This is a genomic window from Mycolicibacterium sp. XJ1819 (assembly GCF_053483675.1).
In genome coordinates, this window is the sequence record NZ_JBEFST010000029.1 from 32,175 (window position 1) to 56,563 (window position 24,389).

Genomic DNA, 24,389 nt, shown 5'->3' on the forward strand with positions numbered 1-24,389 from the left:
GTTCACAGCCAAGCTGCAAACGTCATCGACGGGCAGAGTGAAGTTCCTCTGCAGCGAGGCTTTGAGGACGCAGGGCCGATTTCTTGACGTGAGCCACAGTTCGAATTTCGCATTTCACTGATGGAGTCACCATGTCTACAACCATTTCCCCATCTGATCCCAGCAATGCCCCACCCGAACCGCAGTCTCTGACCGAACCGGCCGCCTCGCATGCGGCCCGGTTTGCGACCAAATGGCTGCGGCCCGATACCGCGGTGATCACCGCTCACGGCGAGATCGACGCGGCCAACGCCCACGATTTCGTCGAGTACGCGCTGCACCACGCCGACAACATCGACCGGTTGGTGCTCGATCTGTCCGGTGTCGAATTCTTCGGCACCACCGGCTTTTCCGCGCTGCATACGCTCAATGTGCGCTGTGCGGGCGAGTCCATCGACTGGGCATCGGTGCCCAGCGCCGCGGTCACCCGGTTGCTGCGCATCTGCGACCCGGACTCCACCCTGCCGTTCTTCAGCACCCTCAAGCAGGCGCTGGCGGCGCTGCAGGGCGAGCCGCGTCGACTACTCCAGCTGGTCCCGAAGACGGGCTAGCGACTTCGCCAGCAGGCGAGACACGTGCATCTGCGAGATGCCCACCCGCTCGGCGATCTGGGTCTGGGTCAGCGATTCGAAGAACCGCAACAGCAACACCGTGCGTTCGCGCTCCGGCAATGCCGCGAGCAGGGGCCGCAGTGCTTCTCGGTTCTCGATCTGGTCCAGACCCAGGTCGACGTCACCGAGCGTGTCGGCGATCGCCGGCGCCTCGTCGGTCCCGCTACCGCCCGAGTCGATGGACAAGGTGTTGTAGGAGCTACCCGCCACCAGGCCCTCGATGACCTCGTCGCGGTCCATGTCCAGTTCGGCGGCCAGTTCCGATGCCGTCGGGGCGCGGCCCAGCCGCTGCGACAACTCCGCGGTGGCCGCACCGAGCCGCAGGTGCAGTTCCTTGAGCCGGCGCGGCACCTTCACCGACCAGCTGTTGTCCCGGAAGTGTCGGCGGACCTCGCCCATGATCGTCGGGACCGCGAACGACACGAAGTCCGAGCCGGCGTTGACGTCGAACCGGATCACCGCGTTCACCAGGCCCACCCGCGCCACCTGCACCAGGTCGTCGCGAGACTCGCCGCGGCCGTCGAACCGTCGGGCGATGTGGTCGGCCAGCGGAAGGCAACGCTCGACGATGCGGTCGCGTTGCCGCTGAAACTGTGCGGATCCCTCCGGTAGACCCTCGAGTTCGCGGAACATCGCGACGACGTCCGCATACTCAGCGTTCGACCGTTTCGACGAACCCTGGGAGGTCGGCGGAGTCACCGCAGCGAGCTCGCTCGCCTCGTCGTCATGGAGATCCCGAACACCTGCGAGTCCCCCGGGCCCTGGCCGTTCTGGAATGTGCGCACCTCGTCGGTCAGCGAGCTCAACACGTGCCAACTGAAGCTGCCCGGCGCCAGGATGTCGGGGCTCTTGCATGTCGTCGACGCGTCGACGACCACCGCGTCGTCGCGGGCGTCCACCACCAGCAACAGCACCGAGTCGGGGACGGCCGAGCGGATCAGCCGGGTGCAGGCCTCGTCGACGGCCAGGCGCAGGTCGGCCACCGCGTCGAAATCGAGGTCCTCGAACGTCGCGACGGCGGCGACGAGGGTACGCAGCATCGCAAGGTTTTCCAGTTTGGCCGCCACGCGCAGTTCGACCGATCGCGGCCCCCACTGATGGCCGTTGTTTGTGTTGGCGACATCGGCCATTTGACCTCCCGGCAATATCGAAGCGAGGGTACCCCAGGACGACTCCCAGCTAACCACCCGCGCACCTATTGCCTGGTTGAGGGGACGTGTGGCAAGCGTTATGGCCGGGTATTACGCGGACATGAAGCTGACGCCGGTCGTTCTCATCCTGCTCGCGCCGGTTGGGCAGTGACATCACCATGGTGCCCCCTCCATACCCGGCGGAGGCCGGAGGTCAAACATGAGAATTCGCCGCAGCGACGTGCGGGGTCTCGGCCTGCACCGGGTGCGCCGCGGGCGCGGCTTTTCCTACACCCACGACGACGGCACCGCGGTCACCGATGCCGCGACGCTGAACCGCATCAAGGACCTCGTGATCCCGCCTGCGTGGAAGAAGGTGTGGATCTGCCCGCACCCCAACGGGCACATCCAGGCGGTCGGCACCGACGCCGCGGGCCGACGCCAATATCTGTATCACCAGCGCTGGCAACAGGAGCGCAACGAGGAGAAGTTCGACCGGGCGCTGGAGTTGTCCGCCGCGCTGCCCCGATATGCGCCGCCAGATCGCGGCCGACCTGTCCGGCCGCGGCCTGACCCGTGACCGGGTGCTCGCGCTGGCGCTGCACCTGCTCGACCTCGGATACTTCCGGGCCGGCTCCGAACAGTACGCCGAGGAGAACAATTCGTTCGGCGTCGCCACGCTGCGTTGCGAACACGTCACGGTGGCACGCGGCGGCATCGAGTTCGACTTCCCCGCCAAGTCCGGTGTGCGCCGGACGCTGACGATCGACGACCCCGAGGCCATCCGGTCGGTGCGGTCGCTGTTGCGCCGGCCCGAGCGGACCGAGCGGCTGTTGGTGTGCCGCAATGCGTCCGGCTGGACCGATATCCACGCCGACGACCTCAATGCCCGGTTCAAAGAGCTCGTCGGCGAGCATTACACGGTCAAGGATCTGCGGACCTGGCACGGCACGGTGCTGGCGGCCGCGGCGTTCGTCGACGCGGATCCACCGGTGGACAAGAAGGTGATCAAGCGGGTGGAGTCGGCGGTGATGAAGGAGGTGGCCGAGGAGCTCGGGAACACGCCCGCGGTGGCCAGGAGCTCATACGTCGACCCGCGGGTGGTCGACGGATACGAATCCGGACTGACCATCGCCGCGGCGGCACGGCGTGCCGCGCGTTCCAAGTCGGGCGCCGAACGGCAGGCCATCCTGGACAGCGGCACCGCGCGCCTGATCCGCAAGGTGGCCAAGAGCTAGCCACCGCGTCGACTCGGGTAAGCCGACCAAAGCAGCTGCGCGACACGCCTTTCCGACGTCACCGACAGTTCGGGTTTCGTCCCACGCGCCGGGGGACCGCCCACCACGACGGATTACCGATGCAGTGACGTGAACCGCCGCCTCCCGAGAGGGCCGTTTAGCGGTTCGGAGGCTCGGGAACCCCACGACCGGGTGGGGAGATTCCCCACCGCGCGGCCCGGATCGCCGGGCCATACCGATCCACGGTAGTAGCGGAAAGGTGACCATGACCGAGAAGAACAGTGGCCCGCAGGAAGGCGTCAAGGGAGTCGTCGAAGACGTCAAGGGCAAGGCGAAAGAAGCGGTCGGCTCCGTGACCGGCCGTGATGACATGGTCCGCGAGGGCCAGGTCCAGCAGGACAAGGCCGACGCACAGCAGGACGCGGCCCGCAAGGAAGCCGAGGCCGACGCCGCCCGAGCCGGCGCGAAGTCGGCAGAGGAGCGGCAGAAGCAGGAACAGTGACGTTCCGAGCGCCGACAGAGGGGCCCAGCCGAATCAGGCTGGGCCCTTCGTCATTTCAGTGACCGGCTACCGGGGTCAGCTACTCGGCCGCTGGCGTTGAGCTTCGGGATGCTCCTCGTGCCAACGGTCTTCGATCCGACGCACCCGCATGTGCTCGATCAGGAACCAGCCGAGTGAGACGACGAACAGCACGGCGGCGATCACCGCCAGGATCGCCCCGACGTCGGGGTGACCGGTGCCGAACGCAGCCAGGCAGCCGACGAACGTCACCAAGGCGATACCGAGTAACACCAGAGCCGGCATGTTCTTGGTGTCCTTCATTGTCTCGCCGGCGTGTGGTCGCGTCGTTCTGGAATGGTCGACGGGATCATTGGGGCTCTTCATCGGTACTCCTCTCTCGGCATACCTGTACCCCGTCCAGACAGGACGGGTATCACCGTAGAACTACCCGAGAGCGATGTGCGGGAAACCGACACCGAAAGTGTCGGCAAACGATGGCATGCTCATCGCCAACACCGCCAGCATCAATGTCAGCAGGAAACAGCCCGCGATCTGCCACCCCCACCAGGTGTCGGTTCGGCGCCGGGTCCGATGCGCGCCGACGAATGCACGCGCTGCCCCGAGGAGCAGGATGACCGGCGTCCCGACGGCCAGCAGTGCGCGCTGGGGAACCCCGCATGCCACGGTGTCGGCGGTGGCGCCGGTGCAGGTGCTCACCCACACCACCGCGGTGGCCAGGAACACGATGGCCACCCCGGCGACAACCAGACCGAATCGCACCGCGTCGCGGACGCCGCCCGCCTCGCCACGCACCATCTGCTCCACGCGCGAACCGTCTCGCGTATGAACCCGGCCCTCAAGCACGAGTGCCCCCTTGGAACTCCCCGCCGCGCGCCACCGCGCCGCTGCTGACGGCGCAGGGAGTTCCCGCCGTTGAAAAGCGATAAACCTCAGGAATCCAGGCGGTGGTGGGCGGTCAGCAGCAGCCGGTCGTAGACACCCCGCGCCGGTAGCTCCTCCTCGTACTTGAGGTCGAGGAAGTCCTTGGCGATCTGCTCGGCCAACCGCCGCAGCTTGGTGTTGGTCTCCTGGGACCGCCACCGAAGTAGCTCGAACGCCGAATCGGCGCTGATCCGGTAGATCAGCATGAGCATGCCCTTGGTTTGCTCGATCACCCCGCGGGCCTCGGCGATCTCCGCGACGGCCTCGGTGACGATCTCGTTGCGCTCCCGCGTCGAGGGGCTGACGTCGACATAGAAGCCATGCGTGCCGATCACCGTGCCGTCTTCGTCGAACAGTTGGTCGCCGACCACGACCACCTGGTGAACCTGGCCGCGGGTGTCGACAATGCGGTGGCGGGTGGAGAAGGCGCCCGAGGTCCGGCGAATCTCGTCGAGGGTGGCGGCGACCTGCCCGTAATCATCGGGGTGCTTGTGTGACAGCACCAGTTCGGTGGTCGGCGAGGCGGTCCCGGGTTCGTATCCGTGCATCCGCTCCACCTGCGGGGACCACTCCCAGCGTTCGTCGGCGAAGTAGAACCTGAACGAACCGACGCGCCGAGGCTCACCGCCGGCAAGGGCGTGCTCCACCGACCCCGGCCCGTCGAATTCGGCCAGTTCGTCACTCATGTCTGAAGATTAACCTTTTGCCCGACTCAAGGGATCGGAGCAGGCCGCAAGCTTTCGCTACCCGGATAATCGGTGCGTCGCTCGATCGGCCGTGTCGGTGGGTCTGCCTACCATTCGGGCGTGGCGGCCAAGGTGTATGCGGTAGTCGCTGTGGGGGCAGCGGCGGCGGCGTGGGCCCTCGGCGCTTCGCCGTGGTGGTGTCTGGCGGTCGGGATCATCGCGCCGGCGGTGCTCGCGGCGGCCCCGCGGTTCCTGGCGGGCGCCGTGGTCGGAGTGCGCACGCCTCATCCTCGCGAGGATGTGGCCGCCGCGATGTCGGGTGAGGAGTTCGAAGACCACATCGCGCGCGTCGCGCGGTCCTGCGGGGTGCCCGTCATCATGACGTCTGTCACCGGCGACTGGGGGGTGGACATCATCGTCGGTAAACGGCCGAATCGCCTGGCGATTCAGTGCAAGAGGCAGTCCCGACCGGTCGGCGCGAGCGCGGTGCAGGAGGTGGTGGCCGGCGCCCCGATGCAGGACTGCTCCACCACCATGGTCGTCACCAACCACACCTTCACCCCGGCCGCGCGCAAACTCGCGGAGTTGCACGGTTGCGAGTTGATCGGCGGCGCCGAGCTGCCCCGGCTCCGTGCGACGATCCGCCGCCTCACCGAACCGTCACAACCGACGGAGGTCTAGCGGGTCCGGCGCGAGATCACCGACGGCGCCCTCCAGGGCGTCGACGGCGGCGTCGATCTCCTGTTCCGTCACCGTCAGCGCGGGGCGGAACCGCACACTGTCTGTTCCGCTGCCCAGCATGATGACCCGGCGGTTCCACAGCCCGCGGATCACCTCGTCGCGCTGCCCGGGCGAGGGCAGGCGCAGCGCGCACATCAACCCACGGCCCCGGACGTCGAGCACCCGGTCCGGATACCGCTCGGCCAGATCCCGCAGTCGGTCGAGCAGATAGCGGCCCATCTCCGCGGCCCGGGAGATCAGCCCGTCGGCCTCGATGACCTCCAGGATGCGGCGCGCCCGCACCATGTCCACGAGGTTTCCGCCCCACGTCGAGTTGAGGCGCGAACTGACCGCGAAGACGTTGTCGGGCACCTCGTCGACCCGTCGGCCCGCCATGATCCCGCACACCTGCGTCTTCTTGCCGAAGGCCACCACATCCGGAGTCACCCCCAGATGTCGACCCAATTGCTGGTAAGCCCAAGGAGTTCCGGTCAACCCGCAGCCGGTCTGCACCTCGTCGAAGATCATCAGGGCGTCGAATTCGTCGCACAATTCGCGCATCGCGGCGAAGAACTGCGGCCGGAAGTGGCGGTCGCCGCCCTCGCCCTGGATCGGCTCGGCGATGAAGCACGCGATGTCGTGCGCGTGGGCATCGAACGCCGCCCGTGCTTGGCCCAACGAATGCGCTTCCAACGCGTCCATGGCCGCGTCGTCGAATCCGGGCCGCAGGTACGGGGCGTCGATACGCGGCCAGTCGAACTTCGGGAACCGCGCGACCTTGTTCGGATCGGTGTTGGTCAGCGACAGCGTGTATCCGCTCCGGCCGTGGAAGGCGCCACGCAGATGCATCACCTTGGAGCCGAGGTCGGGGTCGCGGCCGGCGGCTTCGTTGAGTCGGCTCTTCCAGTCGAACGCCACCTTCAGCGCGTTCTCGACGGCCAGCGCGCCGCCGTCGACGAAGAACAGGTGCGGCAGCGCCGGATCGCCGAGCACCCGGACGAACGTGTCGACGAAGCGGGCCATCGGCACGCTGTACACATCGGAGTTGCTCGGCTTGTTGACCGCCGCCTGGGCCAGTTCGGCCCGAAAGTCGTCGCTGACCAACCCGGGATGGTTCATGCCCAGCGCCGAGGACGCGAAAAAGGTGAACATGTCGAGATAACGCCCGCCCTCCCCATCGGCACAGCGGGCGTCGACCAGCCAGGCCCCCGAGGACCGGTCGATGTCGAGGACGAAGTCGTAGCCGTCGGCGAGGATGCTGCGCGACAGCAATTCGTGCACGTCGGCCGGACGGATGTCGGCCGAGTCAGGACGGGCAACATGACGGGCCCAGTCAGCCAACCCAGCGGTCATCGGGCCATTCTAACGTATTATTTACGGCATGATGCGCTCACCACCGTAAAAACAACGTGCGTTACGGGATGAACTGCCTGCCCTCGTAAAACGTCTGCAGGATGATGGTGCTGCGGGTGCGCACATTTGCCGCGGTGCGGATCTGTTGCAGCAGATCCTCGAGCGCCCGAGCGGATTCGACTCGCACCAAGAGCACGTAGCTCTCCTCGCCGGCCACCGAGTGACAGGACTCGATCGCGGCGATGTGTTCGAGTCTGGCCGGCGCATCATCGGGTTGAGAGGGATCGAGAGGGGTGATCGCGACGAACGCCGACAACTGGTGGCCGACCGCCTCGGGACGTACCCGCGCCTGGTACCCGGTCACGATGCCACGCGACTCCAGGCGCCGGACCCGAGACTGCACCGCCGACACCGACAGCCCCGCCGCCGCGGCGAGGTGGGCCAACGTCGCCCGTCCGTCGGCCACCAACTCTCGCGCCAGGATTCGATCGATCTCGTCCATCTGCACCGGTGCGTGCGGGTGGTCGTCGGATTCACCCATTGCCGCACTTTATCCGAGCCCGTCCGCCACCCAGAAAGCCGCCACAACATGACCACCGCCTACAAAGCACACCTTCCGACGGCCGACGATCTGCGTCTGCGCGCGGGTGACGCGCTGGCCGCCGTCGGTTGCCGCGTCGATCTCGCGGCGCCCGGTAACCCCGGGATACCCGCGGGCACACCGATCACCGGTGACATCCTGTTCACGATCCCTGATGCCACACCAGAACAGGTCGACGCGGCCATTGGCCAAGCGGCACAGGCGTTCACGTCATGGCGCACCACCCCGGCCCCGATCCGCGGCGCGCTGGTGGCGCGGCTCGGCGAGCTGCTCGTCGAACACAGGGCCGACATCGCCACGCTCGTCACGGTCGAAGCCGGAAAGATCACCTCCGAGGCGCTCGGTGAGGTGCAGGAGATGATCGACATCTGCCAATTCGCCGTGGGCCTGTCGCGTCAGCTCTACGGCAAGACAATCGCGTCGGAACGGTCCGGACACCGGCTGATGGAGACGTGGCATCCGCTCGGCGTGGTCGGCGTCATCACCGCGTTCAACTTCCCCGTCGCGGTGTGGTCCTGGAACGCCGCGATCGCGTTGGTGTGCGGCGACACCTTGGTCTGGAAGCCCTCGGAGCGGACGCCGTTGACCGCGCTGGCATGCCAGGCGCTCGTAAAGCGCGCGGCCGCCGACGTGGGCGCCCCGGCCGAAGTGAGCAGGCTGGTGATCGGCGGCCGCGATGTCGGGGAGCGCCTGGTCGACGACCCACGGGTGGCGCTGCTCAGCGCCACGGGGTCGGTGCGGATGGGGCAACAGGTCGGCCCCCGGGTCGCGGCGCGGTTCGGCAGGGTGCTACTGGAACTCGGCGGGAACAACGCCGCGATCGTGGCCCCGTCAGCCGACCTCGACCTGGCCGTGCGCGCCATCGTGTTCTCTGCCGCGGGTACCGCTGGCCAGCGCTGCACGACGCTGCGCAGGCTGATCGTGCACTCGTCGATCGTCGACGACGTCATCTCACGCATCGTGGCGGCCTACCGGCAGTTGCCGGTCGGCGATCCGGCTTCTGACGCGACACTGATCGGTCCGCTGATCGGTGAGACGGCGTATCGCGACATGATCGGCGCGCTGGAGCAGGCACGCGCCGACGGCGGCAAGGTGCTCGGCGGGAACCGCCACGACATCGGCAACGAGAACGCCTACTACGTCAGCCCGGCGGTGGTACGCATGCCCGCACAGACCAGTGTCGTGCACACCGAAACGTTCGCACCGATCCTCTACGTGCTCAGCTACGACGACCTCGATGAGGCGATCACCCTGAACAATGATGTGCCGCAGGGACTTTCGTCAGCCATCTTCACCACTGACCTGCGCGAGGCGGAACGCTTTCTCGCGGCCGACGGTTCCGACTGCGGCATCGCCAACGTCAACATCGGCACGTCGGGCGCGGAGATCGGCGGCGCGTTCGGCGGCGAGAAACACACCGGCGGTGGCCGCGAGTCGGGATCCGATGCGTGGAAGGCCTACATGCGCCGCGCCACCAACACCGTCAATTACTCCTCGCAGCTGCCGTTGGCCCAAGGCGTGCACTTCGGGTAGAACCACTGGTAGCGCCTAGATTGCGCACGATGCCGACCGACGTTCTTCAGGAGGTTGACGGGGTAGCCGCACAAAATGCCAGTGATTCAACAGGACAGCCAGCGCGACCTTGCCCAGCACAAGGTCGTCAATTTCGCCAGCCAACTCGACCAGGCCGCGATGGAGCAGGCCGAGCAGACCGCGTCGTTGCCGTTCATCTACCCGCACGTGGTTCTGATGCCCGACGCGCATTACGGCATGGGCGCCGCCGTCGGCACCGTCATTCCCACGTTGGGTGCGGTGATCCCGGCCGCCGTCGGCGTGGACATCGGCTGCGGCATGATCGCGGTGCGTACCCGGCTCACCAAGGCCGAACTCGGCGACAGATCCCTGGCGCCGCTGCGCAGTTCGCTCGAGTCGGCAATCCCGCTGAGCCCCGGGAATTACAACAGGTCGCTGCGTCGATTCGATTTCACCGGCGAACGCCTGGCGCGGTTGGAGGCGCTGGCCGCCGACACCGATGTCGACCTTTCCCATTCACCCAAGTGGCGTGAGCAACTCGGAAGTCTCGGCGGCGGGAACCATTTCATCGAGCTGTGTCTGGACACCGACGACACGGTGTGGTTGTTCCTGCATTCGGGCTCACGAGGTGTGGGGCACAGGATCGCAACCCGCCATATCGAGGTCGCCAAGCGACGATGCCGACGGCGAAACGTCGACCTGCCCAACCCCGACCTGGCGTACCTGGATGAAGGCACCGCCGAGTTCGACCACTACATCGCCGAACTGCAATGGGCTCAACAGTTCGCGTTGGCCAACCGCGAAGAGATGATGGACCGGTTCCGGCAGTCGTTCGCACGCTGGATGCGTGTCGACGCCGACGGTGTCGAGGTTGAACGGATCAACACCCACCACAACTACACCCAGCGCGAACATCATGCGGGTGAAGTCGTCTGGCTCACCCGCAAGGGCGCGATCGACGCGCACGAGGGCGTGATGGGCATCATCCCGGGATCGATGGGCACCCGGTCCTACATCGTGCGCGGGAAGGGAAATCCGTTGAGCCTGTGCAGCGCCCCGCACGGTGCCGGGCGGCAGTTCTCCCGGCGAGAGGCCCGCCGCCGGTTCACCGCGGCCGACCTCGCCGCGCGGATGAAGGGAATCGAATACCGCCACGGCGATCAGTGGGTCGACGAGATTCCCGACGCCTACAAGCCCATCGACGTGGTGATGGAGGATTCCAGGGACCTCGTCGACGTCGTGACCCACCTGCGTCAGATCCTCAACGTCAAGGGCACCTGACCGGTCACAGAATCGGCCGCCCCCCTGTCACAGCCACCCGCGCGCCGGTGACGTAGCTGCCCTCGTCGGAGGCCAGCAGCACGTATACCGGCGCAAGTTCGACGGGTTGGCCCGCACGGCCCAGCGGGGTGTTCTCGCCGAACGTCTTGACCCGGTCCGGCGGCATGGTCGACGGGATCAGTGGCGTCCAGATCGGCCCCGGAGCCACGCTGTTGACTCGGATCCCCTTCTCGCCCAGCATTTCTGCGAGGCTGGCCGAGAAATTGGCGATCGCCGCCTTGGTGGCGGCGTAAGGCGCCAACTTCGGGTTGGGCATGTCGGAGTTGACCGACGAACTGCCGATGATCGACGCGCCCGGGCCCATGTGCGGCAGCGCCGCCTTCACCAGGTAGAAATACGCGCCGATGTTGAGCCGGAACGTGTAATCCCATTCGTCGTCGGTGATCTCGTCGATGGTTTCGTGAGTCATCTGGTAGGCGGCGTTGCTGACCAACACATCAATACCGCCGAATTCGGCCACCGCGCGGTCGATCACCGCACGACAGTGCGCGGGATCGGACAGATCACCGGGCACGAGCACGCATCGACGTCCGGCGTCTTCGACATGGCGCGCCACTTCCGCGGCGTCGTCGTCTTCGTCGAGGTAGGACACCAGCACGTCGGCGCCTTCGCGGGCGAACGCGATCGCGACGGCACGCCCGATTCCGCTGTCGCCGCCGGTGACGACGGCCCGCTTGCCGGTCAACCGCCCCGACCCGCGGTAGCTGCGCTCCCCGCAGTCGGGGGTGGGGTCCATGCGGGCCTGGATACCGGGCGGTGACTGCTGCTGCTCAGGAAAGCCCATCGTGGCGTCCTCTCGGTGGGTGGGTGATCGGCCCTCGGATATCCCGCCTGTGACAGCACAAACCTGGCGCGCCGGTCGGCGTTTGTTAGACATGTGTTGACTAGAATGTCGGCATGACCGAGGCCCGACGGCGACTGTCTCCAGACGATCGGCGCAACGAGTTGCTGGCCCTGGGCGCCGAGGTGTTCGGTCAACGCCCCTACGACGAGGTCCGCATCGACGAGATCGCCGAGCGGGCCGGGGTTTCGCGCGCCCTGATGTACCACTACTTCCCGGACAAGCGGGCGTTCTTCGCCGCCGTGGTGCGCGCCGAGGGCGAACGGCTGTTCGCGGCGACCAACACCCCGCCAGAACCCGGCCAGAGCCTGTTCGACCAGGTGCGAGCGGGCGTACTGGCCTACCTGCGTTACGACGAGGAACACCCGCATGGCGCGTGGGCCGCCTATGTCGGCATGGGCCGCTTCGACCCGGTGCTGCGCGGTATCGAAGACATGGACAACGACCGCCAGGCCAACCGCATCATCGCGCGCATCCACGAGGCGGTCGGCGGCGATCTCGACGACAAAGTGGAGCGCGACCTGCGGATCACCGTCTACGGCTGGCTGGCGTTCACCTTCGAGATGTGCAGGCAGCGGCTGCTCGACCCGTCCGTGGACGCCGGGAATGTCGCCGACACCTGCGCGCACGCGCTGCTCGACGCGATCGGCCGGGTGGCGGGGATCCCACCCGCGCTTCGGGAAGCCGTCGCGCCGTCACACCGCTGAGGGTGAATTTTTTGTCGGTGGCTTGCTGCACCATGGCTAGATGAGCTCTGCGGCCCTCACCCGCTTCGGCCCGTTGACGCGCGAATGGTTCACGGGGACGTTCGCCGAGCCGACCGCGGCCCAGGCGCATGCCTGGTCGGCGATCGCGGACGGCGACAACACGCTGGTCATCGCGCCCACCGGGTCCGGCAAGACACTGGCCGCGTTCCTGTGGGCCATCGACCGGCTCGCATCGGCGGCGCCGCAACCGGCAGGTGGTGGGCCCAGGGTTCTCTACATCTCGCCGTTGAAGGCGCTGGCCGTCGATGTCGAACGCAACCTGCGTACCCCGCTGACCGGTATCGGTCGGGTCGCCGAGCGCCGCGGCGAACCCGCGCCGCAGATCAGGGTGGGCGTCCGGTCGGGTGACACCCCGCCCGCGCGCCGGCGTGAGCTGATCACCCGGCCCCCCGACATCCTGATCACCACGCCGGAGTCGCTGTTCTTGATGCTGACGTCGGCGGCCCGCGAGACGCTGGCCGAGGTGCAGACGGTCATCGTCGACGAGGTGCACGCGGTCGCCGCGACCAAGCGCGGCGCCCACCTGGCGTTGTCGCTGGAACGGCTCGACGAACTGCTCGACAGGCCGGCGCAACGCATCGGGTTGTCGGCCACGGTGCGGCCCGCCGAGGAGGTGGCTCGGTTCCTGTCCGGTCAGCACCCCGTGACGATCGTCGCGCCGCCCGCGGCCAAGACCTTCGACCTCTCGGTGGAGGTGCCGGTGCCCGACATGGCCAACCTGGAGAACAACACCATCTGGCCCGATGTCGAGGAACGCATCGTCGACCTCATCGAGGCGCACAACAGCTCGATCGTGTTCGCCAACTCCAGGCGGCTGGCCGAGCGACTCACCTCACGGCTCAACGAGATTCACGCCGAACGCACCGGGGTCGAGGTGTCGAACGGCCCGAATGAGGGCGTCGCAGGCGGGTCGCCCGCCCACATCATGGGCAGCGGGCAGGCCTCCGGTGCGCCGACGCTGCTGGCCAGGGCGCACCACGGTTCGGTCAGCAAAGAGCAACGCGCGCTGGTCGAGGACGACCTCAAGAGCGGACGACTCAAGGCGGTGGTCGCGACGTCGAGCCTGGAACTGGGCATCGACATGGGCGCCGTCGACCTGGTGATCCAGGTGGAGGCGCCGCCGTCGGTGGCCAGCGGGCTGCAGCGCATCGGCCGCGCCGGTCATCAGGTCGGCGAAGTCTCGCAGGGCGTGCTGTTTCCCAAGCACCGCACCGACCTGATCGGCTGTGCGGTGACCGTCAAACGGATGCTGTCCGGCGAGATCGAAACCATGAAGGTGCCCGCCAATCCGCTCGATGTGCTGGCCCAGCACACCGTGGCGGCCTGCGCGCTGGAACCGGTGGATGCCGACCGCTGGTTCGACGCGGTACGGCGCAGCGCGCCGTTCGCGACATTGCCGCGCAGCGCTTTCGAGGCCACGCTGGACCTGCTGTCGGGCAAGTATCCGTCCACCGAGTTCGCCGAACTGCGACCGCGACTGGTTTACGACCGCGACACCGGCACGTTGACGGCCCGGCCGGGCGCCCAGCGGCTCGCGGTGACGTCGGGCGGCGCCATCCCCGACCGCGGACTGTTCACCGTCTACCTGGCCACCGACTCGGAAAAGCCGTCCCGGGTCGGCGAACTCGACGAGGAGATGGTCTACGAGTCCCGGCCGGGCGACGTGATCTCGTTGGGCGCGACGAGTTGGCGGATCACCGAGATCACACACGACCGAGTGCTCGTCGTGCCCGCGCCCGGACAACCGGCGCGGCTGCCGTTCTGGCGCGGCGACGGCGTGGGCAGGCCTGCGGAGCTGGGCGCCGCGGTCGGTGCGTTCACCGGAGAGCTCGCGCAACTGAGCAGAGACGGCTTCGCCGAGCGTTGCCGCGCAATGGGTTTCGACCAGTTCGCGGCGGACAATCTGCGGCAGCTGCTCAGCGACCAGAAAGAAGCCACCGGCGTGGTGCCCACCGACGCCACGTTGGTCGTCGAACGGTTCCGCGACGAACTCGGCGACTGGCGGGTCATCCTGCATTCCCCGTACGGCCTGCGCGTACACGGGCCGCTGGCCTTGGCGGTGTCGCGACGGCTGCGGGAACGCTATGGCATCGACGAGAAGCCGACCGCCTCCGATGACGGGATCATCGTGCGGCTTCCGGACACCCTGCCTGACTCCGGAACGCCGCCCCCCGGCGCCGAGTTGTTCGTGTTCGACGCCGACGAGATCGAACCCGTCGTCACCGCGGAGGTCGGCGGGTCGGCGCTGTTCGCCTCGCGGTTCCGGGAATGCGCCGCGCGCGCACTGCTTCTGCCCCGTCGACACCCGGGGAAACGGTCACCGCTGTGGCATCAGCGGCAGCGCGCCGCCCAGCTGCTCGACATCGCGCGCAAGTACCCCGATTTCCCGATCGTGCTGGAAGCCGTGCGCGAATGTCTGCAGGACGTCTACGACGTGCCCGCGTTGACCGAGTTGATGCACCGAGTCGCCCAACGACGCCTGCGGGTGGTCGAGGTCGAGACGGCCACGCCCTCGCCGTTCGCGGCGTCGCTGCTGTTCGGCTATGTGGGCGCGTTCATGTACGAGGGCGACAGTCCGCTGGCCGAGCGTCGCGCCGCGGCGCTGTCCCTGGACAGCGTGCTGCTGTCCGAACTGCTCGGCCGCGTCGAGCTGCGCGAACTGCTGGACCCGCAGGTCATCACGGCCACCACACGCCAACTGCAGCATCTCGGCGAGGACCGGCGAGCCCGCGACGCCGAGGGGGTGGCCGATCTGCTGCGGCTGCTGGGCCCGATGACCGAAATCGAGATCGCCGAGCGCAGCACGACGGCCGAAGTAGGCGGCTGGCTCGACGGGCTGTTGGCCGCGAAGCGGGCCCTGACCGTCTCGTTCGCCGATCGAACCTGGTGGGTCGCCGTCGAGGACATCGGCCTGCTGCGCGACGGGATCGGGGTGGCGGTTCCGGTCGGTGTGCCGACGGCGTTCACGGAGTCGGTCGACGATCCCCTCGGTGAACTGCTGGGCCGCTTCGCGCGCACCCGCGGCCCATTCACCACCACCGAGGCCGCGGGCCGGTTCGGGCTCGGGTTGCGGGTGACCGCCGACGTGCTGGGCCGGATGGCCATCGACGGCAAGCTCATCCGGGGCGAGTTCACCGACGCCACCGACGGCGAGCAGTGGTGTGACGCCGAGGTGTTGAGGATTTTGCGGCGCCGGTCGCTGGCCGCGCTGCGCGCGCAGGTCGAGCCGGTGAGCACGACGGCCTACGGACGGTTCCTGCCGGCGTGGCAGCAGGTGGGCTCGGCCCACTGTTCGGGTGTGGACGGCCTGGCGGCGGTCATCGATCAACTGGCGGGAGTGCCGCTGCCGGCATCGGCGGTCGAGCCACTGATCTTCGGTCAGCGGGTGCGCGACTACCAACCGGCCATGCTCGACGAGTTGCTGGCCTCCGGGGAGGTGATGTGGTCGGGCGCGGGGCAGATCGGCGGCGGCGACGGGTGGATCGCGTTTCACCACGCCGATTCGGTGCCACTGACGTTGGCCCCCGCGGCAGAGATCGAGTTCGACGACCACCATCGCGCCATCATGGACAGGCTCGGCTCACCCGGCCAGCCCGGCGGTGCGTACTTCTTCCGCCAGCTCGCCGACAATCCCGGTGACGAACTCAAGCGCGCACTGTGGGAGTTGATCTGGGCGGGCCGGGTCACCGGGGACACGTTCGCACCGGTGCGGGCCGTCCTTTCCGGACTCGCGGGTTCCGGGCGTGCCACCGGGCGGCGCGGCGCACCCGCGCATCGACAGCGCAGGCGTCCGCCACGGTTGAGCAGCTACAGCGTCGCCCACGCCCAGGCCCGCGTTTCCGACCCCACCGTGGCGGGACGCTGGTCGGCCCTGCCGGCCGCGGAGCCGGAATCCACGGTGCGGGCTCACTTCTCGGCCGAGCTGCTACTGAGTCGCCACGGTGTGCTGACCAAGGGCGCGGTCGGAGCCGAGCAGGTTCCCGGCGGTTTCGCGATGCTCTACAAGGTGCTCACCGCTTTCGAGGACGCCGGGCGCTGCCAACGCGGGTACTTCGTCGAATCGCTGGGCGGTGCGCAGTTCGCGGTAGCCTCCACGGTGGACCGACTGCGGACCTACCTGGACAGCGTCGATCCCGAGAAGCGGGAGTACCAGGCGGTGGTGCTGGCCGCGGCCGACCCGGCCAACCCGTACGGTGCGGCGCTGCCGTGGCCCACGCGTCAGGGTGTCGACGACTCCCATCGGCCGGGCCGCAAGGCCGGCGCGCTGGTGGCGATCGTCGACGGCGAACTGGTGTGGTTTCTCGAGCGCGGCGGGCGCTCGCTGCTGAGCTTCACCGATGACGTCGAGGCGCACCTCCCGGCGGCGACGACGCTGGCCGATCTGGTACAAGCGGGCCGGGTGCAGTCGCTGTTGGTGGAGAAGGTCAACGGTGCATCGGTGCTGGAACCGGGCGCTGAAGGTGAGCGCGCGGCGGTGCAGAATGCGTTGACCGCGGCGGGTTTCGCGCGCACGCCGCGCGGCCTGAGGCTGCGATGACCCATGCCCGAGGGTGACACCGTCTTTCATACCGCCGCCGTGCTGCGCGAGGCGCTGGTCGGAAAAACCTTGACCCGCTGCGATGTTCGGGTGCCCCGGTACGCGGCGGTGGACCTCACCGGTCAGCTGGTCGACGAAGTGCTCAGCCGGGGCAAGCACCTGTTCATCCGGGTCGGCCAGGCGAGTATCCACTCCCATCTGAAGATGGAGGGCAGCTGGAAGGTCAACCCGATCGACACGCCGAGCCGGGCGGGCTACCGGATCCGGATCATCCTGGAGACGGCAGACGTCCAAGCCGCCGGTATCGACCTCGGGGTGTTGGAGGTGCTCGAGCGCGAACAGGACATGACCGCGGTCTCTCACCTGGGCCCCGATCTTCTCGGCGGCGACTGGCAGCCGCGTCTGGCCGCCGCCAACCTGGTGGCCGACCCCGATCGCGCGCTGTCCGAGGCGCTGCTGGATCAGCGGGTGATGGCCGGAGTCGGCAACGTCTACTGCAATGAACTGTGCTTCGTCACCGGGCATCTGCCCACGGCGCCGGTCAGCGACCTCAAAGATCCGCTGCGGGTGGTACAACGGGCCCGAGACATGTTGTGGCTGAACCGGAGCCGGTGGAACCGCACGACGACCGGCGACACCAGGCCCGGCCGGGACCTGTGGGTGTACGGCCGCCGGGGCAAGCCGTGCCGGCGATGCGGCACCCCGATCCGATCAGACAGCAGCGCAGAGCGCGTCGCCTACTGGTGCCCGGCCTGCCAGAGGTGAAAGGCCCGGCAGCGCCAGCTTGACGATCTTTCGGACCACCGTGCCGAATTGGCGGTGCAAGGGGCCCGTGTTGTACGGCAGGCCGTAGCGCCGGCAGATCTGCCTGACCTCGACCGAGATCTCGGCATGTCGATGAGCCGGGATGTCCGGGAACAGGTGGTGTTCGATCTGAAACGACAGGTTGCCGCTCAGAATGTGGAAGAGCTTGGTGCCAGTCAGATTGGCCGACCCGAGCAACTGACGGAAGTACCACATGCCCCGAGATTCGGCCTTGGTCTCCTCAATGGTGAATTCCTGCACGTCCTCGGGAAAGTGCCCGCAGAAGATGATCATGTACGACCAGACGTTGCGGATCAGGTTGGCGGTCAGGTTGCCGGTGAAGACGAACGGCGCGAACGGTCCGGCGAGCAGCGGAAAGGCGACATAGTCCTTGAGCAGTTGGCGCTTGGACTTGCGCCATATTCCCTGCAGAATCTCGCGCTTGTCGGCCAGGGTGATCTCACCGGCCCGGATGCGTTCGGTCTCCAGTTCGTGCAGTGCGACGCCGTACTGGAAGAGGACCATGAGAAGGAACGCGTACAGCGGATTGCCGAGAAAGTATGGGCGCCACTGTTGTTGATCGCTCATGCGCAGGATGCCGTAGCCGACATCGCGGTCCATCCCCACGATATTGGTGTAGGTGTGATGCATGTAGTTGTGGGAGTGGCGCCACTGGTCGGCCGGGCACGCGGTGTCCCACTCGAAGGCTTTGCCGGAAAGCGCGGGGTCGCCGGTCCAGTCGTACTGGCCGTGCATGACGTTGTGGCCGATCTCCATGTTGTCGAGGATCTTCGAGACGGCGAGCATCGCGGTACCCGCCAGCCACGCGGGCGGGAAGAACAGCAGTGCTCGACCACCGACTTCGAGCGCGCGCTGCGTCTTGATGACGCGCCGGATATAGGTGGTGTCTCGTTCTCCGAGGTCGGCGAGCACACGCTCCTTGAGCGCGTCGAGTTCGCGGCCGAACGCCTCGGCCTGTTCGGGTGTCATGGTGACGGGCCTACCGGCGACCGTCTTCGTGATGGTGGTCATCAGAGATTCCTTTCGGCTCAGAGCGCGAGTTCGACGTCGCCGACGGGGACGGTCACGCAGATCTGCACGTCCTCCTCTTCGGTGGTCGACACCGCGCCGGTGATCAGGTTGCGCACTGCCCCGCGCGTCTTGCGGCGGGTGCAGCTGTGGCAGATGCCCATGCGGCAGCCGCTTTCGGGCGCCAGGCCGGCCGCTTCGGCTTGTTCGAGCAGTGGCCTGCCGTCGTCTTCGACGTCAACGGCCGCATCGGTGAAAGTGACCTTGCCGCCCGCGGCTCCCGACGGCGCGAAGGTGGGCGGAACGAACGATTCCGACTTGGCGTCCGGGCGATATGCGCGCACCGCGTCGACGAGCGCGGGGGGTCCGCACACGTAGACGGCCTCGGCGTCGGCCATGGCGGCGCTGAGATGTTCCTGGCCGAAGTGGCCGTCGAGGTCAGCCCCGGCCGGCGACCTCGTGTAGCCGTGCAGCACTCGCACACCCGTCATCGCGGCCAGTTCGTCCCGATAGCACGCCTCCTCGGCGGTGCGTGCGTAGTGGATGAACGCGATCTCGCCGTCGAAGTGCTCGGCTTGCAGCGTGCGCAGCATCGACATCACCGGGGTGATACCGCTTCCTCCCGAGACGAACAGGATGCGCTGGGGTCGGACGGTCGGCAGCACGAAGTCGCCGCCCACCGAGTCGAGGCCGACCACCATCCCGGGACGGGCATGCTCGCACAGGTACGTGGAGACCAGGCCGCCGTCATGGTGGCCGACGGTCAGTTCGATGACGGGAGCGCCCTGGGCACTGGCGGGCGAGTAGCAGCGGGTGCGCCGGCGGCCGGCGATCTCCACGGTCAGGTTGATGTGCTGGCCTGCGGTGAATCCAGTGAACGCGTGATTCGGTTCGAGCGTGAGGGTGACGCTGCGCGGTGTCTGTCGGCGCACCGCGACCACCTTGGCGCGGGCCTCGTCGCGGGTCCACGTCGGCTCGACGAGCTCGGTATACCGGTCGACGCCGTGCGGGCCGGCCAGCAAGTCCAGGATCGGCGAGCCGAGAACCCGACGTGTCAACATTTGAGTGAACATGTGTATACCGTCAGGCGTCAATGCTCCTTGCGTCAACACATCTGGCCAGGTTGTGGTAGGTTTCACAAAGTGAACAGTCGTACGCCCAGTTCACGAACAAGGCATTCCAGCAGGTCGAAGAAGCCTCGGTCGCGGGACTCGCTGACTCGAGAGGAACGCAAGGAGGCCACCCGGCGGGCGATCGTCGCGGCCGCACTACACCTCCTCGAAGACCGCAGCTTCGCCGCGCTGAGCCTGCGGGAAGTCACCCGCGAGGCCGGCATCGCCCCCGCAGCGTTCTACCGTCACTTCGAGTCGATGGAGGCGCTGGGACTGGTGTTGATCGACGAGTCCTTTCGGGCGCTGCGCGACATGCTGCGTGGCGCACGCGCGGGCCGACTCGACCCCAACCGGGTCATCGAGTCGTCCGTCGACATCCTCATCGAAGGCGTCAACGAACGACGCGAACACTGGCGGTTCATCGGGCGCGAGCGCTCCAGCGGGCTGTCGGTGCTGCGCTACGCCATCCGAACCGAGATCCGGTTGATCACTTCGGAATTGGCGATCGACCTGGCCCGCTTTCCCGGCCTCAACACCTGGAGCGGTGAGGATCTCAACATCTTGGCCAGCCTGTTCGTCAACGCGATGATCTCGATCGCCGAAGCCATCGAGGACGCACACGATCCCGCTGCCATTGACGAGATCAGGCGTGTCGCGGTCAAGCAATTGCGGATGATCGTCGTCGGCGTCACGGGCTGGCGCAGCGCCCTCTAGCCTGTGCTGCATGGCGATCCTGCACACCACGTTCCCGCGCTCCGACGTCGCGGTGCTCACGCTGAACCGGCCGGAGAAACTCAACGCGTTGTCGTATGACCTGGTCGAGGAACTGCATGTCGCCCTCGACGGGCTGGCCGCCAACAACGAGTGCCGGGTGGTCGTGCTCACCGGGGCGGGCCGCGGCTTTTGCTCGGGACTGGACCTGACCGACCCCAACCCCAACAGGGCAGGCGAGGGCACCGAGTTCCCGAGGTCGGGGATGCGGTGGCAGGAACGCATCGCCGACCTCACCGTGAAGCTGCACCGTCTCCGACAGCCGGTGATCGCCGCCGTCAACGGCCCCGCGTACGGCGGCGGCATGGGCATCGCGTTGGCATGCGACATCCGGGTCGTCGCCGAATCGGCCCGCTTCTGTACCCAGTTCATCAAGCTGGGCCTCGGCGGCTGTGACATCGGGGTCAGCTACACGCTGCCGCGCATCGTGGGCGCCGGGCCGGCGTTCGACCTCATCTTGACCGCGCGTGCGGTGGACGCCCAGGAGGCGCTGCGGCTTGGCCTGGCCTCACGGATCTGCGCCGATGACGCGCTGCTTGATGAAGCGATGGACATCGCGGAAACACTCTGCGGCTACGGCAAATTCGGCGTCGAATCGACCAAGCAGGTGCTCTGGGCGAACCTGACGGCGTCAAGCTTGGAAGCGGCCTTGCACCTGGAGAACCGCAGCCAGATCCTGGCGTCGACGGGCGGGGTGATGAGCGAGGCCACCGAGGCGTTCCGCAACCGCCGGCGATGACCAATCCAGCAAACGCCTATCCAGCCGTATAGCCGCCAACAAGGGGTCGTGGCGAATTTGTCTTCGATAGCGTAAATTTGACGTCGACGTAAATGCCGAACGGTTCTGGGGCTGCGTACGCCCGGATCGGGGGCCTGGCAGGCCCTGAGCACCTGAGGACGACGTACATTGGCCGACACGCAGCGTGGCGGGCGGGCTAGACCTCGCCACCGCAAAGCACGCCGCCCCACTCGGGCGCAGGCGGTCTATCCGTCGTTTCGGGTCGAGCCGCAACGATGTGTCAGCCCCTTGACTCCGCTTCCGTTCAACAGCGGCGCCAGCAAATATGTCGGCCGGGTCGGGGCCTTGGCGGTGGCGCTGGGCGTCGGCGTCGTGGCAGCCACCAACGGACTGGGGCTGGCTCGCGCCGAGACCGGCGCGGAATCGACCGACACCGCTGCCGCGACCGAGACCGAGGCCACCGACACCGACACCAATTCCGACACAGTGACGGCCGAGCCTGGGACGCTGACCGACGACGTCTCGCTCGACACCTCACTCGAAGACGACCCTCCCGACGACATCACCGAGCCTCCGCCCGACCCGGACCCCGAGGGAGACACCGAACCCGACGCCGAACTCGAGGACCTCACACCCGCCGACACCGACCCGGACCCGGACCCGCCGGACACACAACCCCCGCCCGCCGTAGCGAACCCGGAAGTCGATGTTTCCAACCCCTCCGGGAAAGCGTCATCCCCACCGGAGCCGGCCGAACCGCTGCCAAATGCGTTGGCTGACTCGTCAGGCGGCGAGGTCGAGCAAGCCGAGCTGTGGTCGTCGACCACCCTGGTCGACGACACATCGGCCGACGACGAGCACGCGTTCACCACCCTGTCGACACCGTTCAGCAGCTCCGGGGGGTTCGAGACCTTCCACCATGTCGCGCCCCGACCGCTGGAACTGGTGGGTGTGGTCATCCCGCGCGCCCTGGTGACTGCCGCCACCGCGATGGTGGGCGTGCTTCTGACGCCGTTTCTGGCGCCGGGCCCGATCCAGCCGGCCCAGCCACCGTTGCTGTGGGTGGTGTTGGCGTGGGTACGGCGCGAAGTCCAACGAACCTTCTTCAATTACCCGCCGCACATCCGGTCCCAGGACATCACCCTGACGCTGGAGCCAGGGCAGACCAGCGGGCCCATCGCATTCGACGCGCACGACGGTGACGGTGACCCGCTGACCTATCGCGTGGCGCAACGCGGCCGCGTCGGCGCCCCTCAGCACGGCACCGTGACAGTCGATCAGGCGACCGGCACCTTCACGTATACGCCCGACGCCGGCTTCACCGGCTCCGACCAGTTCACGGTCGCGGTCTCCGATCAGGGCGCACGCTTTCACATACACGGTCTCCTCAGTCTGCTGGGCTGGCATCGAGCGCACACCGACCGAGCCAAAGTGCGGATCACTGTCCTCGCACCCAATGGCGCACCAATTGCCAACGCCGACAACGTCAGTACACCTCAAGATATGACGGTGTCAGGTGATGTGTTGGCCAACGACACCGATCCTGATGACGATCCGCTGACGGCCGAACTCATCTCGGGCCCGGGCAACGGAACACTCACCTTCGACAGCGACGGCTCGTTCAGCTACACCCCCGACCCCGGCTGGAGCGGCGTCGACACCTTCACCTACCAGGCCAGCGACGGACAGTTGACCAGTGGTCCGGCGGTGGTGACCATCGCCGTCACGGCGATCAATCACGCACCCGTCGCGGAGGACGATTCTTACACGGTCGCCGAAGATGGAACGCTCACCGTACCGGGGGCCGGAGGCCTGCTCGCCAATGACAGCGATGCCGATGGGACCGCACTGACGGTCGACCTGGTCGACGGCCCGGCCAACGGCACCCTGACGCTGAACCAAGATGGGTCTTTCGTTTACAAACCGGACGAAGACTTCGCAGGCACAGACACATTCACCTATGTCGCTTCAGATGGTCAGCTGTCGAGCAACGAGGCTGTCGTGACGATCACCGTCACGGCGGTCAACGACAGCCCGCTCGCGCTGGATGACTCATATGAGGTCGATGAAGACGGCGAACTGACGGTCACGGGCCCCGGTGTGTTGGCCAACGATTCGGATATCGAGGGTGACGCGTTGACCGCGGTACTGGTCGATGGGCCCGCGAACGGCGAGTTGACACTCAACGAGGATGGGTCGTTCACCTACACCCCCGACGCCGACTTCTACGGCACGGATTCGTTCACCTATCTGGCCAACGACGGTGAACTCGACGGTAATACCGCGACCGTCACCATCACCGTGATCGCTGTCAACGATGCTCCAGTTGCCATCGACGACAACTACGAGGTGGACGAGGACGGCACACTGACCGTCACTGGTCCCGGCGTGTTGGGTAACGACACGGATGCCGACGACACCGATTTGCTCACAGCACAATTGGTGACGAACCCTAGCCATGGAACTCTCACGCTGAATGCGGACGGGTCGTTCACCTATACTCCGGAACCCGACTACAGCGGCGCCGACTCGTTCACCTACCGGGCATACGACGGCACGGACACAAGTAGTCTGGCCACCGTCACCATTCGTGTGAACGCGGTCAACGACGAAGCACCGGTCGCCGCCGATGACGCCTACGCCGTCGATGAAGACGGCGTGTTGACCGTGCCGGTCGGCGGCGGCGTGTTGGCCAACGACAGTGATTTTGACGACGACGACCTGACCGCCGTGTTGGTGGACGGGCCGGCCAACGGCACCCTGGTGCTCAACGCCGACGGGTCGTTTACCTACACCCCGGATGCCGATTTCTACGGCACGGATTCGTTCACCTATATGGCCAACGACGGCACCGCCGATGGGAACACCGCCACCGTCACCATCACCGTCAACCCGGTCAACGACGAAGCACCCGTCACGATTGACGACGCCTACGCCGTCGATGAGGACGGTGTGCTGACCGTGCCGGTCGCCGGCGGCGTGTTGGCCAATGACACCGACTTCGACAACGACGACCTGACAGCGGTGTTGGTGGACGGGCCGGCCAACGGCACGCTGACACTGAACGCGGACGGCTCGTTCACCTACACCCCG

General features: G+C 67.2%; 21 protein-coding genes and 1 pseudogene. 12 read left to right on the forward strand and 10 right to left on the reverse strand.

The features are described from left to right. The first annotated feature begins 131 nt into the window (after positions 1 to 131). Positions 132 to 590, forward strand: coding sequence for an STAS domain-containing protein (locus tag ABQE89_RS25000; RefSeq protein WP_448421712.1), 459 nt, complete (start codon positions 132 to 134; stop codon positions 588 to 590). Here the strand turns inward: ABQE89_RS25000 and ABQE89_RS25005 are convergent. Both ABQE89_RS25005 and ABQE89_RS25010 read right to left on the reverse strand, forming a co-directional pair. Then, positions 561 to 1,283 carry an RNA polymerase sigma factor SigF gene (locus ABQE89_RS25005; protein WP_448421756.1) on the reverse strand — a complete coding sequence of 241 codons (723 nt, stop codon included), beginning with the start codon at positions 1,281 to 1,283 and terminating at the stop codon, positions 561 to 563. The genes ABQE89_RS25000 and ABQE89_RS25005 overlap by 30 nt on opposite strands. Positions 1,284 to 1,345: 62 nt before the next feature. Further along, on the reverse strand, positions 1,346 to 1,780 hold the full coding sequence (locus tag ABQE89_RS25010) for an ATP-binding protein (protein WP_448421714.1): 435 nt from the start codon (positions 1,778 to 1,780) through the stop codon (positions 1,346 to 1,348). 220 nt (positions 1,781 to 2,000) lie between these two features. On the opposite strand from ABQE89_RS25010, the pseudogene ABQE89_RS25015 reads away from it, so the two are divergent. Both ABQE89_RS25015 and mbp1 read left to right on the forward strand, forming a co-directional pair. Next, positions 2,001 to 3,018 (forward strand): annotated as a pseudogene (locus ABQE89_RS25015) (DNA topoisomerase IB). Positions 3,019 to 3,283: 265 nt separating this feature from the next. Then, complete coding sequence (gene mbp1 / locus ABQE89_RS25020) at positions 3,284 to 3,520, forward strand: microaggregate-binding protein 1 (protein ID WP_448421716.1); 237 nt, start codon at positions 3,284 to 3,286, stop codon at positions 3,518 to 3,520. A 75-nt stretch (positions 3,521 to 3,595) separates the two neighbouring features. On the opposite strand, the gene usfY is transcribed toward mbp1, so the two are convergent. From usfY to ABQE89_RS25035, 3 genes are all read right to left on the reverse strand, one after another. After that, positions 3,596 to 3,904: a protein UsfY gene (gene usfY, locus ABQE89_RS25025; protein WP_448421718.1), complete on the reverse strand. Its 309-nt coding sequence runs from the start codon at positions 3,902 to 3,904 to the stop codon at positions 3,596 to 3,598. A 60-nt stretch (positions 3,905 to 3,964) separates the two neighbouring features. Then, positions 3,965 to 4,336 carry a hypothetical protein gene (locus ABQE89_RS25030; protein ID WP_448421758.1) on the reverse strand — a complete coding sequence of 124 codons (372 nt, stop codon included), beginning with the start codon at positions 4,334 to 4,336 and terminating at the stop codon, positions 3,965 to 3,967. A gap of 134 nt (positions 4,337 to 4,470) precedes the next feature. Beyond that, positions 4,471 to 5,148 (reverse strand): PAS and ANTAR domain-containing protein, encoded by a 678-nt coding sequence (locus tag ABQE89_RS25035; RefSeq protein ID WP_448421720.1) that lies wholly within the window; start codon positions 5,146 to 5,148, stop codon positions 4,471 to 4,473. A 120-nt stretch (positions 5,149 to 5,268) separates the two neighbouring features. Between ABQE89_RS25035 and ABQE89_RS25040 the strand changes: the two genes are divergently transcribed. Then, on the forward strand, positions 5,269 to 5,829 hold the full coding sequence (locus tag ABQE89_RS25040) for a restriction endonuclease (RefSeq protein WP_448421722.1): 561 nt from the start codon (positions 5,269 to 5,271) through the stop codon (positions 5,827 to 5,829). On the opposite strand, the gene lat is transcribed toward ABQE89_RS25040, so the two are convergent. Continuing rightward, positions 5,809 to 7,221 (reverse strand): L-lysine 6-transaminase, encoded by a 1,413-nt coding sequence (gene lat, locus ABQE89_RS25045; protein ID WP_448421724.1) that lies wholly within the window; start codon positions 7,219 to 7,221, stop codon positions 5,809 to 5,811. The two genes, ABQE89_RS25040 and lat, sit on opposite strands and share 21 nt — an antisense overlap. 61 nt (positions 7,222 to 7,282) lie before the next feature. Continuing rightward, a complete protein-coding gene (locus ABQE89_RS25050) occupies positions 7,283 to 7,762 on the reverse strand; it encodes an Lrp/AsnC family transcriptional regulator (RefSeq protein ID WP_448421726.1) in 480 nt (159 codons plus the stop codon). Positions 7,763 to 7,810: 48 nt separating this feature from the next. Between ABQE89_RS25050 and amaB the strand changes: the two genes are divergently transcribed. Then, the gene (gene amaB / locus ABQE89_RS25055; protein ID WP_448421728.1) at positions 7,811 to 9,355 is read left to right on the forward strand and encodes an L-piperidine-6-carboxylate dehydrogenase; all 1,545 of its coding nucleotides are present in this window, start codon (positions 7,811 to 7,813) and stop codon (positions 9,353 to 9,355) included. Between the two features lie 75 nt (positions 9,356 to 9,430). Continuing rightward, complete coding sequence (locus ABQE89_RS25060; RefSeq protein ID WP_448421730.1) at positions 9,431 to 10,636, forward strand: RtcB family protein; 1,206 nt, start codon at positions 9,431 to 9,433, stop codon at positions 10,634 to 10,636. 4 nt (positions 10,637 to 10,640) lie between these two features. Here the strand turns inward: ABQE89_RS25060 and ABQE89_RS25065 are convergent, their stop codons facing one another. Further along, complete coding sequence (locus ABQE89_RS25065) at positions 10,641 to 11,480, reverse strand: SDR family oxidoreductase (protein ID WP_448421732.1); 840 nt, start codon at positions 11,478 to 11,480, stop codon at positions 10,641 to 10,643. A gap of 113 nt (positions 11,481 to 11,593) precedes the next feature. Between ABQE89_RS25065 and ABQE89_RS25070 the strand changes: the two genes are divergently transcribed. Genes ABQE89_RS25070 through nei2 form a run of 3 tightly spaced genes read left to right on the forward strand, consistent with a single transcriptional unit; the run spans position 11,594 to position 17,606 of the window. After that, positions 11,594 to 12,244 carry a TetR/AcrR family transcriptional regulator gene (locus ABQE89_RS25070; protein ID WP_448421734.1) on the forward strand — a complete coding sequence of 217 codons (651 nt, stop codon included), beginning with the start codon at positions 11,594 to 11,596 and terminating at the stop codon, positions 12,242 to 12,244. A gap of 40 nt (positions 12,245 to 12,284) precedes the next feature. Beyond that, entirely contained in the window at positions 12,285 to 16,841 is a 4,557-nt protein-coding gene (locus ABQE89_RS25075) for an ATP-dependent helicase (protein ID WP_448421736.1), read from the forward strand. A 3-nt stretch (positions 16,842 to 16,844) separates the two neighbouring features. Continuing rightward, positions 16,845 to 17,606: an endonuclease VIII Nei2 gene (gene nei2, locus ABQE89_RS25080; RefSeq protein WP_448421738.1), complete on the forward strand. Its 762-nt coding sequence runs from the start codon at positions 16,845 to 16,847 to the stop codon at positions 17,604 to 17,606. Here the strand turns inward: nei2 and ABQE89_RS25085 are convergent. Next, a complete protein-coding gene (locus tag ABQE89_RS25085; RefSeq protein WP_448421740.1) occupies positions 17,553 to 18,677 on the reverse strand; it encodes a fatty acid desaturase family protein in 1,125 nt (374 codons plus the stop codon). The genes nei2 and ABQE89_RS25085 overlap by 54 nt on opposite strands. 17 nt (positions 18,678 to 18,694) lie before the next feature. Continuing rightward, the gene (locus ABQE89_RS25090; protein ID WP_448421742.1) at positions 18,695 to 19,747 is read right to left on the reverse strand and encodes a ferredoxin reductase; all 1,053 of its coding nucleotides are present in this window, start codon (positions 19,745 to 19,747) and stop codon (positions 18,695 to 18,697) included. Positions 19,748 to 19,816: 69 nt separating this feature from the next. Between ABQE89_RS25090 and ABQE89_RS25095 the strand changes: the two genes are divergently transcribed. From ABQE89_RS25095 to ABQE89_RS25105, 3 genes are all read left to right on the forward strand, one after another. Further along, positions 19,817 to 20,500 carry a TetR family transcriptional regulator gene (locus ABQE89_RS25095; RefSeq protein ID WP_448421744.1) on the forward strand — a complete coding sequence of 228 codons (684 nt, stop codon included), beginning with the start codon at positions 19,817 to 19,819 and terminating at the stop codon, positions 20,498 to 20,500. A 10-nt stretch (positions 20,501 to 20,510) separates the two neighbouring features. Then, complete coding sequence (locus tag ABQE89_RS25100; protein ID WP_448421746.1) at positions 20,511 to 21,296, forward strand: enoyl-CoA hydratase/isomerase family protein; 786 nt, start codon at positions 20,511 to 20,513, stop codon at positions 21,294 to 21,296. A 288-nt stretch (positions 21,297 to 21,584) separates the two neighbouring features. Continuing rightward, positions 21,585 to 24,389: cadherin-like domain-containing protein (locus ABQE89_RS25105; RefSeq protein WP_448421748.1), on the forward strand; the 2,805-nt coding region annotated here is incomplete at its 3' end.